Source organism: Streptomyces iranensis (genome assembly GCF_017874715.1).
Lineage (GTDB): Bacteria > Actinomycetota > Actinomycetes > Streptomycetales > Streptomycetaceae > Streptomyces > Streptomyces iranensis.
This window is the reverse complement of the sequence record NZ_JAGGLR010000032.1, coordinates 138,796-152,743: the sequence shown is the minus strand read 5'-3', so window position 1 is coordinate 152,743 and position 13,948 is coordinate 138,796. Positions and strand designations below refer to the sequence as shown.

Genomic DNA, 13,948 nt, shown 5'->3' with positions numbered 1-13,948 from the left:
CTTGCCGGGCCGGGAGCTGGCCCTGCCCGGCCTGGCACCGGCGCGGGATGATCAAGGTGCGGTCTTCGAGCGAGAGCTCCCGCGGCCGCCGCCCTCGCCGCCCGTCGCTCGCGGTTACGGCGTACCGCGGTAACCAACTTGCAGAAGGAACGCGGACTCAGCCCGGTGAACGGACCTGTCCAGGACGACTCCGACGCCGTGATCACACCTGCCACATCTAGATCGCCTCAACCGGGCCCAGTCGCTACGGGACAGCCCCTCCGGTCTCCGTGCCGACGTCGGCCTCCGCCTTGCGGGCGCCACGGAGCCGCGAGGGCGTTCTACGTGTGAGGGCGTTCTACGTGTTCCGCGGCTGAAGACTCACGACAGCGGCCGGGCGTCGTACTCCTCGCGGGCCGCCAGGATGTCGTCCATCGAACCCTCCACGCAGTGGATGAGGTCGAGTAGCCGCTCGGCGACCTGGCGGCCCAGGCGAGTCAGGTCGTAGTCCACGCGGGGCGGATTGGTCGGCCGGGCCTTGCGGTGCACCAGGCCGTCGCGCTCCAGCGCGTGCAGGGTCTGGGACAGCATCTTCTCGCTCACCCCGTCGACGCGGCGGCGCAGCTCGTTGAAGCGCAGCGAACCCTCGTGGAGCGTGCCGAGCGTCAGTCCGCCCCAGCGGCCCGTGACGTGCTCCAGCGTGCCGCGCGACGGGCATCCCTTGTCGAACACGCTGTACGCGAGGTCGATCTGCTCCTGCTCCTCGGTCATGCCGCTCATGACGTAAGCATACGCGAAGACAGCGCTGGCCATCAGGTTGCGCTAACCAGAAGTTAGTGCTTTCCTGTGGTCACTGCTTTCGAGCTGCCCGTTCGGGCTATGCGAATGCCCCCAGAGGAGTAATTCATCGTGACCACCCCCGCCCCCGTAGTGTCCATCGCGTACCACTCCGGCTACGGCCACACCGCCGTGATCGCCGAGGCCGTCCGCGCCGGCGCCGCCGAGGCCGGCGCCGAGGTGCACCTGATCAAGGTGGACGAGATCACCGACGAACAGTGGGAGACGCTGGACCGCTCCGACGCGATCGTCTTCGGTTCGCCCACCTATATGGGCACCGCGTCCGGCGCCTTCCATGTGTTCGCCGAGGCGTCCTCCAAGCGCTGGTTCCAACTGGCCTGGAAGGACAAGCTGGCGGCCGGCTTCACCAACTCCGCCTCGAAGAGCGGCGACAAGCTGCACACCCTGCAGTTCTTCCAGATCCTCGCCGGTCAGCACGGTATGCACTGGGTCAACCTCGGTCTGCACCCCGGCTGGAACAGCAGCACGGCATCCGAGCACGACCTCAACCGCCTCGGCGTCTTCGCGGGCGCGGCCGCCCAGACCAACAGCGACGAGGGTCCGGAAGCCGTGCACAAGGCCGACGTGGCCACGGCCGGACACTTGGGACGCCGGGTGACCGAGACGGCAAAGGTGTTCGCGCGCGGGAGCGTCGCCGCGTAGACGGGCTGCGGGCCCGAACCGATCCCGAACCGATCCCGGGCCGTTCTCGTATGCGCTGTCCGCACACCGTCCTGGCCCGCGGACCGGCCCGACGCCCGGATGCCGCCCCCTTGCTGCCAGGCAGCAAGGGGGCGGCATCCGTCATGGTGCCGTGTGGCCCGCGGATTTGATCGCCGCTGGTGGGCTCGGGTGTTGTCGTCCGGGTTCCGGATGACACGCCCTGTCCTGGCGCTGGCACGCGCGGCGACCGTACTTGACATCCCGCTGGTCGTCACCACCACCGCGGCCGACAGCATGTGGGGGCCGACCGCGCCTGAAACTGGTCCAGGCGCTGCCGGGGCAGGAGATCATCGACCGCAGTACGGTCAACGCCTGGCACGACGGCCGGGTCCGCGAGGCCATTGAGGCCACCGGCCGGAAGAAGCTGATCTTCGCTGGCGTGTCGCTCGAGGTATGCGCGGCGCTGCCCGCGATCGCTGCCACGGCCGCCGGATACGACGCGTACGTCGCCGTGGATGCTTCGGGCACCTTCAGTCAGGCCAAGCGGGAGGCCGGGCTGCTGCGCATGCAGCAGGCGGGCGTCATCGTCAGCGACTACGCCACTCTCATGGTGGAGGCTCTGGCCGACAACGCCGCCGCTCAATCCGGCGCCCTCTACGCCGCCCTCGACATGCCGTTCGCCGTCCTGGCAGGCCAGGTCTCCGCCGCCTACCGGGCCTAGAGAGCCACCTGGGCGCGGACGGCCGCTGCCGCCCGCTGTCCGAGAGGTGGCGGTCTCGAGCCCCGTTGTCGGACCGCACCACTACGGTGGCGGGCGTTCACACACCCACCACGGGAGGCTGGCGATGGGCGCGAGCGGCTGGGACTACCTGACTCGGTACCAGGGCGGTGTCGAGGCGACGTTGGTCGCGGTGCAGAAGCAAGTCCTGGCGAGCGGCGACTACATCTGGCCCTGGGAAACCCGGGCCGAATACGGCGTCGCGGGCGACGAGTCGTTGCCGCGACCGTCGTCGTTGGACGAGCTCGACGCGGCCAAGGAAACCGATGAGTTCTGGGACGAGGGCACACACACGATCCTCGACATCGGCGAGGTGGTCCACACGGCCGAGGCACCCGACCCGTACGATCCCGACGACTCCGGGACGCTACGGCCACTCCGGCACGAGCGCATACGGCATCACTTCGGCACCGACCGGCCGACGCCTGCCCAGTTCCAGGAACTGCTCGCCCGCAACAGGGACGGGTCGATCCAGCCGAACCTCGACCAGGTGCTGACCGACGAGTGCCGGATGCGGTGGACCGGCTTGTACGTCATCCTCTACACCGACGGCGAACCCAGCCACGTGGGAATCTTCGGATACTCGGGGGACTGAACGAAAGGCAGCGATCCGCCCGCCCGCGGCGCCACGTCTGTCGTGCTCAGTCGAGGGGCCTTGAACGGCCGGAGGAAAGGGTTGTCGATCGCCCTTATAGGGTCCCATCAACAACGTCGGATGAGAAGGTTGCCAGCCGTGCCACTGCCGAATGATCTGGTCGATGTACTGCACACACCGGCCATCTGTTTCCTGACGACCCTCATGCCCGACGGTTCGCCCCAGATCACCGAGACCTGGGTCGACACCGACGGGCAGAACATCATCGTCAATACGGTGGCCACCCATCAGAAGACGCGGAACATCGAGCGTGACCCGCGAGTCGCCGTCGCCATCGCGGACCCGGCCGCGCCAGCGCGTTACTGGGCGGTCCGCGGCCGAGTCGTGCGCTCCACGACGGAGGGCGCCGAGGAGCACATCAACGAGGTGGCGCACAAGTATCTGGGGCGACCGTACCCGTGGTTTGGTGGCCGGGCACAGAAGCGTGTGTTGCTCTTCATCAGCGTCGACAAGTTGCACACTCCGCGTGCTTGAGTCAGCCGGCGCGGCGGGATTTCCAGCTCCGACCAGGATTCATCCCGTGCCTCTTGTGCTTCCCGGAGACCGTCGGGGCCGCCGAGTTCGTCCGCGTGCGTCTGCAGGCCGCTTCGCCCGCCGACTGATCAACGCCTCGGCGCGCCGGCGGTCGGTGCCCAGGACCCGTCGAGCGTCACGCCCGCGGCTTCGGCAACCCGGGCGCGGGACTCCAGCAGCCGGGTGCGCAACGCCGGCAGGTCGGCGTCGAGCAGCCGGCCGTTTCGCTTGACCGGCTTTCCGGCGATGAAGACGCTGTCCACCAGCCCGGGGTGACCGGCGGAGACGACCGTGCCGATGGGATCTGTGACCGGGAAGACCGTGAGGTCCTCGGCGTCGAGGAGGATGAAGTCGGCGTCCTTGCCGACGCTGAGGCTGCCCGTCCGGGCGTCGAGTCCACACGTGCGGGCGCCGTCCACCGTGGCGAATTCGACGAAGTCCCGCGCCGTGAGGCCGCCGTTCAGACCACGCTGGACGGAGAACGCCGTGCGCATGGTGGCGAACATGTCGCCACCGGCGGACGGGCAGTCGTCGACGGACAGTGACGGGCGGATTCCGGCGGCCAGCATGCGGCCGGTCTCGGGCCAGCCGAAGCCCATCTTCAGCTCGACGTCCGGGCTGATCGACACGGAGCAGCCCGCGTCGGCCATCATCGCCACCTGGTCGTCGGAGATGCCGTTGCCGTGTACGAAGGTCGTGCGGTCGTCGAGCAGTCCGCGGTCACGCATGTCCGCGATGGGGCGGTCACCGCTGGGCCAGCCCGTGGCGGCGTGTACGTGGACGCTCACCCGCAGCCCGAGTTCCCGTGCCAGCGCGACATCGGCGGCGGTAGTGTCCATCGAGGACCGCTGCGGACCGCGCAGCCCCAACGCCATGCCCTCGTCCGGCAGTTGGGACCGTACCCGCTTGACCTCGGTGGCGATCGACTCGTCGGCCACGCCCGCGCCGTAGCAGAACACCGAGTGGCCGGGCGCGTCACGCAGCGCCTGGATCGCGGCGTCGGCGTTCTCCGGGCGGTCGGAGCAGTGGAACCAGTCGAGCATGGTCGTGACGCCCGAGCTCAGTGCCTCGATCCGGCCCAGCAGGTTGCCCAGGTACACGTCCTCCGGCCGGTAGTGCGGCCGGAGCGTGCCGTGCATGGCGACGCCGTACTCGCGGAATGTCCAGTTGGCGCCGATGCCACGGAAGGCGGTCTGCCAGGTGTGCCGGTGGGTGTCGACGAAACCGGGCATCACGATCTTGCCGCGGGCGTCGACGACCTCCGAGTCGGCCGTGTCCACGTCGGCGGCGACCGCCGCGATCCGGCCGTCCTCGATGAGCAGGTCCCCCTGCGGGAGATTGCCGACGGCCGGGTCCATGCTGACCACCATGCCGCCGCGTACCAATGTCCTCATCGGGTGAGCTCCTCTCACGCAGTTGACGCATCAACTCTAGGCGATGGTGTTGATGCGTCAACTGTGTGGGCTCCGGCGGGTAGGATTTCCGCCATGACGGAGACCCGCGACCTGGACCCCGAGGAGTGGGAGCTCTGGGGCGCTTGGACGCGCGCGCAGCGGCTGCTCGCCCAGGAGCTCGACCGTGCCCTCCAGCGTGAGTTCGGCATCTCGAAGGCCGAGTTCAGCGTGCTGATGACCTTGTGGCGCGCGGCCGGGCCCGAGCTGCGCGTCGGCGAGCTCTCCGAGTCGCTCGGCTGGGAGAAGAGCCGAGTCTCGCACCAGCTGACCCGCATGGAGAAGCGCGGTTTCGTGGCACGGACCGAAAGCGGCGCCCACGGCCGCCGTACCGGGATCAAGCTGACCGCCGAGGGGCGTAGTGCCGTGCAGAGTGCCATCATCGGGCACGCCGGCAACATCCGCCGCCACTTCTTCGACACGCTCACTCCGCGGCAGGCCGATGCCATCCGGGCATGGAGCGAGCAGACGATCGAGCGCATCGAATCGCACGGCGACGTCTCCGCCTGACGGCCATCGGAGACAGACGGCCATCGGAGACAGACGGCCATCGGAGACCGACGGCCATCAGCCACAGAGGTCCGTCACGCATGCGACGCACCTTCACAAGAAAGCCGTCAACATGGGCGGTGACGGCCGGACAGCCACGCCGGATCGTGTCGAGGCTTCTCAGGAGGCGGTCGCATCGCTGGGGTCGGCCGTACCAGCGGCCGCTTCCGGGGCGGCAGCCGAGTAGTAGACCGACCTCTGCTGCTTGGTGCGGTGTGCTTGGCCCTTGGCGACGAGTGACTCGAGGGTGCTGCGCACGACTGTGGCCTTGATCTCGCGGTCCGGGAGGACTTGGGTGAGGGCGGCGGTGATTTCGGCCGCGGAGCGCGGTTCACCGTGCTGGGTGAGGTCGTCGCGGAGGAGGTCCCCGAGCGTGGGCACACCCTCTCGCGCCCGCTTGGTCCGGCTCCTGCCGGACTCCGCCTCTTTCCTCTTTCCGCTGGTCGTGTCGGGCTTCTTCTTCGGCTTGCGTGCCGACAGCGGCGCGGACTTCCGTGTGGGGGACGAGCCGTTCTGCAAACCGCTGACGCCGGTGTCGTCCGGTGCGTCACCGGTGGCCTCGGTGTCGAGGGTCTGCCGCATGCTGAGCAGGAGCGCCCGGTTGTTCTCCAACGCCGACAGTTGTCCTTGCATCGTCGCGATGTCGGCGCTGAGGCGTTCGTGTTCGGCTGCGTTGCGTTCGAGGTCGGCGGTGATCTGTGCCGTGTACTGGGTTTTGAGGCTGGTGTTGTCGGCAGAGGTGGCCATCACAAGCTCCTTCGTCTGGGCGCCTTTTCATGTTGGTGGTGGATGGTACCTCTGCGCGACGGCTACGCGGTTACTGACTTCAGCGGACAGGTGTGTACACGTGTGCAGGTGACGCGTCCGTCGTCCACCGCATCCCTCTTGTGATCGAGGGGCTCCGCCGAGCACTGCGCCCACCCGTTTCCCGATTTCCGGTCACTGTTCCGGGGCCTTCTCGATGACGCGGCTGCGCCCGCGAAACTCGGCGATGACTGTCGCACCCCGTAGAACGGTCACGTCGTAGATTCCGCTGCGGCCGAATCGGGTGCGTTCACCGGCGGATGCTGTCAGGACGTCGCCTTCCTCGACGGGGGCGGTGAACGCGATGTCGGCGCCTGCCGCGACGGTGACGGGGCCGTGGCTGTTGCAGGCACAGGCGAACGCTGTGTCGGCGAGCGCGAAGATGTAACCGCCGTGGGCGATACCGTGGCCGTTGATCATGGCCGCTGTCACGGTCATCCGGACAAGGGCAGAGCCGTCCCCCGTCTCCAGGAGTTCCATGCCCATGCCCTGAGAGGCCCAGTCGGTGGCGAACATCGCACGTGCCGGGTCGGTTTCCGGGGCCGGATCGCCTCTCACAGGGCCACCTCCAAGGCGTCGCCGACCGGCCCACGGTGGTGGCGGGCGATGTCGGACAGGCGTGTGAGGATCAGTTCAATGTCGTTGCGGGTGGTGCGGTGGTTGGTGACACAGGCCCGTATGCCGTGGCGGCCGTCGAGGCGTGCCGGGCCGAGGAGCGCGGTGCCTTCCTCGATCAGTGTGGCGAGTACGGCGGTGTGGTCGGCCTCGGTGGCGCCCTTGATCCGGAAGCAGACGGCTGTCAGCGGTACGGGCGCCATGAGCTCCAGATCCGGAGCTGCCTCGATGAGGTCGGCCATGTACCGGGCGAGGTCGAGCATATGGTCTATCGCGGCCCGGAAGGCGTCGACGCCGAAGGACTGCAGGGCGCTCCATACCTTGAGCGCCTTGAAGCCGCGGGACAGTTGGGGTCCGTAGTCCATGTAATCGACCATCAGGGGGTCTTCTGCCACGGTGAGGTACGAGGAAGAGAAGGCGTAGGCCTGCGCCAGCTGGGTGCGGTCGCGTACCAGTAGACAGCCCGCCTCCAGGGGGGCGAACAGCAGCTTGTGCGGGTCGAGGGCGATGGAGTCCGCTCGAGCGCACGCCGCGAAGGCCTCACGTTTGCGTTCGGACAGCACGAACAGCGCGCCGTATGCGCCGTCAAGGTGCAGCCACAGATCCTGGCGCGTGCACACATCCGCTATGTCGGCGATCGGATCGATGGAGCCGCTGGTGACCGTTCCCGGGGTGGCGACGGCGCAGAACGGCTCCAGCCCGGCTGCCCGATCAGCGCGGATGGTCTCCTCCAGGACGTCGACGCGCATGCGGTACCGGTCGTCGGTGGGGATATGGCGGACGTTGTTCAGGCCGATGCCCAGGATGGCGGCGGCCTTGTCGACACACCGGTGTGCTTCAGCGGAGGTGTACACCACCAGCTGGGAACCGGCCGTCTGCAGGCCCTGCTCGCGGAAGCGGGGGCGGCGGGCGTGCAGGGCGGTGGTAAGGGCGTTGAGGGTGGCGATCGAACCGCCTCCGGTGAGGATCCCGCCCGCCTGATCACCGTAACCGAACAGCCCGCACAGCCAGGTGATGACGGCGCGCTCGACCACGCTCGCGGCCGGCGAGAGCTGCCAGAAGTTGCAGTTCTGGTTGATGGTGGCGGCGATCGCCTCAGCGTATGGCGCGATGCCGTTGGGCGGGCCGAGCACGTAGGCGAGGAACCGCGGATGGGCCACTGTGGTCGAGTTCGGGAGGATCTTCTGGTTGATCTCGCGGAAGAGTCCCTCCACTCCGATGCCCTTGTCGGGGAACGGCGTCGCCAGCAGGTCGGCGAGAACCTCGCGGTCCACCTCGGGCACGAGGGGACGCTGGGCAATGGACTGCTCGTAGTCGTCGAAGAACGCGGCCAGGAGTCGGTCTGCCGTCTCTCTGTCGTCCTTGTCCAGTCCGAGTATCGGCTTGTCGGGCATCAGCGTCTCCGGGTACGTGGTGGGCGCGTTGATAGGGGCATGCTAGCCACGACCCTGCCGCACGGGATGCCAAAGATGCCCTCAATAGTCGCAGTCGTTAGCATGGAATGCTATGGATAAGACGGATCGAGCAATTCTCGCGCACTTGATGGAGAACGGGCGCCTCGCGAACACCGAGCTGGCCGACCTCGTGGGCCTGTCCCCTTCTCCGTGCCTGCGCCGGGTGCGGCAACTCGAAAGCAGCGGCGTGATCACCGGCTACCACGCGGCGGCCGACCCTGCCGCCGTAGGCCGCGGGTTCCACGTGCTGCTGCACGTCGAGATGGCGGTGCAGGACAGAGGCACCATCGAGGCGTTCGAAGCCGCAGTCGCCGAGCTCGACGAGGTGGTGCACTGCTTGCGGCTGTTCGGCCAGCCCGACTACCTGCTATGGGTCGCCGTACCCGACCTCCAGACCTACGAGCGCTTCTACATGGCCGAACTCACCGGTCTGCCGGGGGTGGCCCGAACCAACTCGCAGTTCACCATGAAGACGATCAAGAGCACCCCAGGGCTGCCCATACCCTCACCGTGAGACTTCCCTGCCCGCGCTGTGCCCCGCCCCGGCCGGCGACCTGGCCCGCTTCGTCCCCAACGACCACGGGCAGCCCCGGACAGCCGCCTCACCGACGGATTGGTGTGACGCGGGGGGCGGACTACGGTGTGCGTCATGGCGAGAGAGACCGATCGTGCCGCCCTGGCCGCTGAGGTGTGTACCGCGCTGAAGAGATGTTGCCCGGGGTCGAGTGCGGAGCCGACCGGCTCGCTGGCATCAGGGAAGGCGGACTCCTTCAGCGACATCGATATCGCGTGGGTGGTGCCGGACGCGCGGTTCCCGGACTGCCTGGCTCGTGGGGTGGAGGCGCTGGGAGAGGTCCGGCCGTTGGACAGCGTGCGCAGTGACCCGGACTTCCACCGCTCCGATCGCCGGCGCCTGCTGTTCGCCCGCTTCGCAGGGGTGCCGCTGTTCTGGCGGCTTGATCTGGACGTCCGCACCGCATCGGTCGCGGATGACCCGCTCTACGACGCGGGGAACCCGGCAGCACGCGCCCGTGAAGACGAGTGGTCGCGGCCGGCCAGCGCCCTGGCCAATGCCGTCGGCGCAGTCAAAGCGGCTGCCCGGAAGAGGGAGGACGAGGCCCGCGGTCTGCTGGACCGGGGGTTCGCCCGGATCAGCGAGGATGACCGGGCCACCGGCGACTGGGCAGCCGACGTGACCCGACTCGCGCACGCCGCCGCACTGCGCGATTCCGCCTTGACGGACCTGGCCGCCCAGGTCATCGAGCTCGCAGCCCGGCACCTCGGCGGCAGCAGCGCCTGACGCGCCTTCAACGCCTCGTGCGGTTGCCCGAGTGTCCAGGATCTGCCGGGCAGCCGTCGATCGATCGCCTGCGCACCCCGGACGGGCCGCCGGTGTAGCCCCGGCAGGCGCCCGAGAAGGCGACAGACAGGTGCGGCCTGAATCCGCCGGCGCTCTCGACACACGTGGCGGGTACCGGCTGTCCTTCCGGGCTTGACCTTCGGGTCGGGTCGAAGGTTTACGTTCGGGGGCTGTGAGCATGATGCGGATCTCTCAGCTTGCCGAGCGCACTGGCTTCCCGGCCACCACGTTGCGCTTCTATGACGACGCGGGACTGCTGCCGGCCGGACGGAGTCCGGCCGGATACCGCCTGTACGGCGAGGACGCGGTCGCGCGGCTGACGTTCATCGGCGCGGCCAAGCACCTCGGCCTGCCGTTGCAGGAGATCGCCGAATTGCTCGCCGTTTGGGAATCCGGTGCCTGCAAGGAGGTCAAAGCCGACCTCGAGCCCCGGATCACCGCCCGCCTGGACGACGCCCAGCAGCGCATCGCCGAACTGTCGTCCCTCACCGCCTCGCTGCACGCCGTGCTGGAGCACCTGGAAACGCTGCCCGACCGCGACCAGCCATGCGACCGACACTGCGGCTTCCTGAACTCGCCCCGCCCGGCGGCCACTGCGGTGGAGGAGGCGCTCGAAGCCAGCCGCCAGGTCCCCGAGCAGGAAACCGAACGGTGGCGCGGCGCCCCCGTCGCCTGCTCCCTGACCGGTGGCCAGATGGCCGAGCGCGCCGCCTCCTGGCGCACCGCCGTCGAGGGCGCCGAGCGCACACCGGTCCCCGGCGGGCTGCGGTTGACCCTGCCCGCCGACCGAACGGTCACCGTCGCCGGTCTCGCCGCGGCCGAGCAGCGGTGCTGCCCCTTCTTCGACTTCCGCCTCCGCCTCGACGGCCGGGTCCTCCACCTGGAAGTCCGCGCCCCGGCAGACGCGGCCGACCTGCTCGCCGAGCTGTTCGGCCCGGCCGCCTGACCGTCCCCGACGGGTGGTGCGCTCCTGGCCGTACTTCGGCGGGCCCGGGGTTGCCCGGACCCGCCGAACTGAGTGGGTCGGGGTGCCGACGCCGTACGGGTCGGGAAAATCCACGATTCAGCGAAGCCATGCGGGAGCGGGGTCAGTGCGGGAATCGGCGCCCTGGACGGGGCATGGTGCGGCCGCTCAGCGGGGACGTGGTCACACCGTGACCACGATCTTGCCGTGGACGTGGCGTCCGGCCTGCAGCGTCACGGCGTCACGGATCTGCTCGATCGGGAAGGTCGCGGCGATCGGCACGGTGATCCTGCCGGCGAGGATCCCGTCGGTGATGCGCTTCAGGGCGTCCGGCCCCGCGTCGGTGCCGCCGGTCGCGCGCACGCCGCCGGGAGGGTTGGGTCCTGCGGCGATCGTGGAAATCCGCTTTGGCGGTACGCCGAGCGCGAGCGCGGTCTCGGCCGTCTCGGTGCCGAACAGGTCGGTCGCGGCGGTCACGCCATCGGGAGCCAGTGTCCGTACCCGGTCCGCGAGCCCCGGGCCGTATGCCATGGGCTCGGCACCCAGCTGCCGCAGGAACTCGAAGGTGCTCTCCGATGCGGTACCGATCACTCTGGCTCCGGCGCGCTTCGCGAGCTGTACGGCAAACACGCCTACACCGCCGGCGGCGCCGCCTATCAGGACGGTGTCGCCGGACCGCAGGTCGATCGCCGCCAGAGCGGCGGCGGCGGTCAGACCGGCCACCGGAAGCGTGCTCGCCACCTCGTCGCTGATGCCCTCCGGCGTGTGAAAGAGCGCATCGGACGCCTCGGTGGACGTCTTGACCACCACGAAATCGGCGGCGGCTCTGCCCACCGCGCCTCCGTAGACGCGATCGCCCACGGCAAAACCCGTGGCGCCACCGCCGACCTCGTCCACAACGCCGGCGAAGTCGCATCCGAAGCCGGATGGCACGGTGACGCCGAACTGATCCGCCACTTCGGGCAGAGAGGCAAGGAGCCAGTCCATGGGATTCAGTCCGACGGCTGCTACGCGGACACGCACCTCGCCCAAGCCGGCGTGCGGCTCCGAAACGTCTCGCAGTTCCAGCACCTCGGGGCCTCCGAACGCCTGATAGATGACGGCTCGGCTCATGGGTGGACCTCCAGTTGAGCGAACAAACCCGTGATGGGACTTGGTCCCGTCGCTATACATAGGTGACGGGACCAAGTGCCGTACACTGTCGTCATGGCCCGCTGGCAACCCAACGCACCCGAGCGACTCGCTGTCGCCGCCCTCGAACTGTTCGAGGAGCGGGGCTACGAGAACACGACGGTGATCGAGATCGCGGAGCGCGCGGGGCTGACGAAGAGCACTTTCTTCCGCCACTTCCAGGACAAGCGGGAAGTGCTCTTCGGCGGGGGCACGATGGCCGGACTGCTCGCCGAGGGGATCGCCGCGGCTCCGGCGACCGCCGAGCCGTTCGAGGCGGTGGCTCATGCTCTGGACGCGGTCGGGAGGGACGCGTTCCACCCCGCTCGCCGCGAATGGAGTGCCCGCAGGCGGGCAGTGATCGCCGCCAACCCGGAACTGCGGGAACGCGAGGCGCTGAAGGGCCTCGGCCTCACCGCATCGATGACCGACGCACTCAAGCGGCGCGGCGTTCCCGAACTGACCTCGTGCGTGGCCGCGGAACTGGGTGCGCTCGCGTTGAAATTCGCCTATGAGCGCTGGACTGACACGACTGACGGCGACGACTTCGGTGACGTCGCGCGGCGTGCCCTCCGCGATGTGCGGGCAGCCAGCACCCTGTGCTGACGCGGACGGAGCGGTGCAGTGAACGGGGGGCGGCGCTCGGCCCTTGGAATCTCCGTGCTCCTGCGCTGTCTCCAGCCGCCGCGGCCGCCCGGATCGACGGACGACCTCCTGCCGATGCCAGGCAGAGAGCCTGGCTCAACTTGTCAGCCAGTCTGTTGCGGATCTGGCGACTGGGGTACCTGCGCGTTCATGGTTTCCCATATCGAGTGGGCGGCGTTCTTCCCGTCGGCGGTCTTGCTTGCTGCTACGCCCGGAGCCAATCAGTTGTGGATCCTGCGTAACGGGTTACGCCATGGTCCGCGTCCGGCGATCAGCGCTTCCACGCGGCCCTCGGGGGGGGCGGCTGAGGTGGATGGGGCTGACTCAGCGGATCCGAAGGCTGCTTGACGCGCTGACCGGGGCGGCGATGCTGGGACTGGCCGGCCGGCTGGCGGTGGAAAACCGGTAGCAGCCCGGCTCGTTCCGTTTGTCGCGGTATCAGCCGCCGGTTGTGACCGGGGGATGGGGGTCCTCCCTCGGCGGCGGTAGGCGGCGGGGCGGGTGGGGGCATTGTGTGGTTCCGTTCAGAGGGCTTTGAGGAGGCGTTCGGCCAGGTGGGATGCCGATGCGGGGTTCTGTCCGGTGTACAGGTTGCGGTCGACTACGGTGTAGGGCTTCCATTTCTCGCCCTTGGTGAAGTCGACGCCGAGTTCGATGAGCTCGGTCTCCAGTGTCCAGCGGGCCCTCTTGGCGAGGCCGACTTCCTCCTCTTCCTCGTTGGTGAAGCCGGTGACCCGGTAGCCGGCGAATGGCGATTTCCCGTGAATCCTGGTCGCCAGCATCGCTGCCGGGGCGTGGCAGACGATGGCGAGGGGTTTGCCGGAGGGCAGGGCCGCCGTCAGCAGGCGGCCGGCGTCGGCGTCGGCGCTCAGGTCTTCCATGGGGCCGTGGCCGCCGGGGAAGTAGACGGCGTCGTAGTCGTCCAGCCGGACGTCGGCGAGGTGGATCGGGCGCCGCATCACCTCCGCGGAGCGGATGATCGCCTCCAGATCGAGTGCGATCTGCGCGCTGCCCGCCATATCGGGCCGCAGGCTCATCATGTCCACCGTTGGAACGGCCCCGCCGGGGGTGGCGACGGTGATCTCGTGGCCCGCCTCGGTGAGGGCCTTGTAGGGGGCGGCGAACTCCTCGGCCCAGTATCCGGTCGCGTACCTGGTGCCGTCCTTGAGCGTCCAGTACGGCGTGCCGGTCATCACGAAAAGTATCTTGGCCATCGCGCAACCGCCTTCCTGTCCGTATTCAATACGTTTAGCGCATATATCTCCTTTAAGGCATGGTATGAGCGAGCGGTGGTCCGCCGCACCCGCGGTGGCCGTAGGCACGTAAAGCCGCAGCTGACCTGCACCTACCTCCAGGGTCGGACATGACCGGTCTTCGGCATTCCGGCGTGAGAGAACGGACAGCGAGGGGCGCTGGCGCCATCGGATGGAACACCACTCCGGCTGACTGGGGGAGCCTCCGACTCCGTCGGCATTGCGTTGGTTCTACGGCCCGCGCGAGCGGTCCGCCGC

Annotated in this window: 16 protein-coding genes and 1 pseudogene; 9 read left to right on the top strand and 8 right to left on the bottom strand. The window is 68.8% G+C overall.

From position 1 onward, the window contains the following. Positions 1-46: 46 nt before the first annotated feature. Both J2Z30_RS50405 and J2Z30_RS43475 read right to left on the bottom strand, forming a co-directional pair. Positions 47-215, bottom strand: a pseudogene (locus tag J2Z30_RS50405) (IS5/IS1182 family transposase); the annotation flags it as partial. 145 nt (positions 216-360) lie between these two features. Next, the gene (locus tag J2Z30_RS43475) at positions 361-759 is read right to left on the bottom strand and encodes a winged helix-turn-helix transcriptional regulator (RefSeq protein WP_044582600.1); all 399 of its coding nucleotides are present in this window, start codon (positions 757-759) and stop codon (positions 361-363) included. A 129-nt stretch (positions 760-888) separates the two neighbouring features. On the opposite strand from J2Z30_RS43475, the gene J2Z30_RS43470 reads away from it, so the two are divergent. From J2Z30_RS43470 to J2Z30_RS43455, 4 genes are all read left to right on the top strand, one after another. After that, on the top strand, positions 889-1,479 hold the full coding sequence (locus tag J2Z30_RS43470) for a flavodoxin family protein (RefSeq protein ID WP_044580574.1): 591 nt from the start codon (positions 889-891) through the stop codon (positions 1,477-1,479). Positions 1,480-1,732: 253 nt separating this feature from the next. Then, a complete protein-coding gene (locus J2Z30_RS43465) occupies positions 1,733-2,200 on the top strand; it encodes an isochorismatase family protein (RefSeq protein WP_245389099.1) in 468 nt (155 codons plus the stop codon). Between the two features lie 124 nt (positions 2,201-2,324). Continuing rightward, positions 2,325-2,852, top strand: a complete 528-nt coding sequence (locus J2Z30_RS43460) for a hypothetical protein (protein ID WP_044580575.1) — start codon at positions 2,325-2,327, stop codon at positions 2,850-2,852. A 138-nt stretch (positions 2,853-2,990) separates the two neighbouring features. Beyond that, positions 2,991-3,386 carry a TIGR03618 family F420-dependent PPOX class oxidoreductase gene (locus tag J2Z30_RS43455; protein ID WP_044580576.1) on the top strand — a complete coding sequence of 132 codons (396 nt, stop codon included), beginning with the start codon at positions 2,991-2,993 and terminating at the stop codon, positions 3,384-3,386. A gap of 128 nt (positions 3,387-3,514) precedes the next feature. On the opposite strand, the gene J2Z30_RS43450 is transcribed toward J2Z30_RS43455, so the two are convergent. Further along, positions 3,515-4,819 (bottom strand): amidohydrolase family protein, encoded by a 1,305-nt coding sequence (locus tag J2Z30_RS43450; RefSeq protein WP_044580577.1) that lies wholly within the window; start codon positions 4,817-4,819, stop codon positions 3,515-3,517. Positions 4,820-4,912: 93 nt separating this feature from the next. Between J2Z30_RS43450 and J2Z30_RS43445 the strand changes: the two genes are divergently transcribed. Beyond that, complete coding sequence (locus J2Z30_RS43445) at positions 4,913-5,386, top strand: MarR family winged helix-turn-helix transcriptional regulator (protein ID WP_044580579.1); 474 nt, start codon at positions 4,913-4,915, stop codon at positions 5,384-5,386. A gap of 159 nt (positions 5,387-5,545) precedes the next feature. Here the strand turns inward: J2Z30_RS43445 and J2Z30_RS43440 are convergent, their stop codons facing one another. From J2Z30_RS43440 to J2Z30_RS43430, 3 genes are all read right to left on the bottom strand, one after another. Beyond that, on the bottom strand, positions 5,546-6,172 hold the full coding sequence (locus tag J2Z30_RS43440) for a hypothetical protein (protein WP_044580580.1): 627 nt from the start codon (positions 6,170-6,172) through the stop codon (positions 5,546-5,548). A 192-nt stretch (positions 6,173-6,364) separates the two neighbouring features. Then, entirely contained in the window at positions 6,365-6,745 is a 381-nt protein-coding gene (gene paaI, locus J2Z30_RS43435) for a hydroxyphenylacetyl-CoA thioesterase PaaI (protein WP_044580581.1), read from the bottom strand. Positions 6,746-6,783: 38 nt separating this feature from the next. Continuing rightward, positions 6,784-8,238, bottom strand: a complete 1,455-nt coding sequence (locus tag J2Z30_RS43430) for a pyridoxal phosphate-dependent decarboxylase family protein (protein WP_052701966.1) — start codon at positions 8,236-8,238, stop codon at positions 6,784-6,786. A gap of 112 nt (positions 8,239-8,350) precedes the next feature. On the opposite strand from J2Z30_RS43430, the gene J2Z30_RS43425 reads away from it, so the two are divergent. From J2Z30_RS43425 to J2Z30_RS43415, 3 genes are all read left to right on the top strand, one after another. Further along, positions 8,351-8,812 (top strand): Lrp/AsnC family transcriptional regulator, encoded by a 462-nt coding sequence (locus tag J2Z30_RS43425; protein WP_044580582.1) that lies wholly within the window; start codon positions 8,351-8,353, stop codon positions 8,810-8,812. 135 nt (positions 8,813-8,947) lie between these two features. Next, entirely contained in the window at positions 8,948-9,598 is a 651-nt protein-coding gene (locus tag J2Z30_RS43420) for a nucleotidyltransferase domain-containing protein (protein ID WP_044580583.1), read from the top strand. A gap of 238 nt (positions 9,599-9,836) precedes the next feature. Further along, positions 9,837-10,604, top strand: coding sequence for a MerR family transcriptional regulator (locus J2Z30_RS43415; RefSeq protein ID WP_245389121.1), 768 nt, complete (start codon positions 9,837-9,839; stop codon positions 10,602-10,604). Positions 10,605-10,805: 201 nt separating this feature from the next. On the opposite strand, the gene J2Z30_RS43410 is transcribed toward J2Z30_RS43415, so the two are convergent. After that, positions 10,806-11,735: an NADP-dependent oxidoreductase gene (locus J2Z30_RS43410; protein ID WP_044580584.1), complete on the bottom strand. Its 930-nt coding sequence runs from the start codon at positions 11,733-11,735 to the stop codon at positions 10,806-10,808. A 93-nt stretch (positions 11,736-11,828) separates the two neighbouring features. Here J2Z30_RS43410 and J2Z30_RS43405 point away from each other — a divergent pair, with 93 nt between their 5' ends. Beyond that, entirely contained in the window at positions 11,829-12,398 is a 570-nt protein-coding gene (locus tag J2Z30_RS43405) for a TetR/AcrR family transcriptional regulator (protein ID WP_044582603.1), read from the top strand. Between the two features lie 563 nt (positions 12,399-12,961). On the opposite strand, the gene J2Z30_RS43400 is transcribed toward J2Z30_RS43405, so the two are convergent. Beyond that, positions 12,962-13,651 carry a type 1 glutamine amidotransferase domain-containing protein gene (locus tag J2Z30_RS43400; protein ID WP_044580585.1) on the bottom strand — a complete coding sequence of 230 codons (690 nt, stop codon included), beginning with the start codon at positions 13,649-13,651 and terminating at the stop codon, positions 12,962-12,964. Positions 13,652-13,948: the final 297 nt, after the last annotated feature.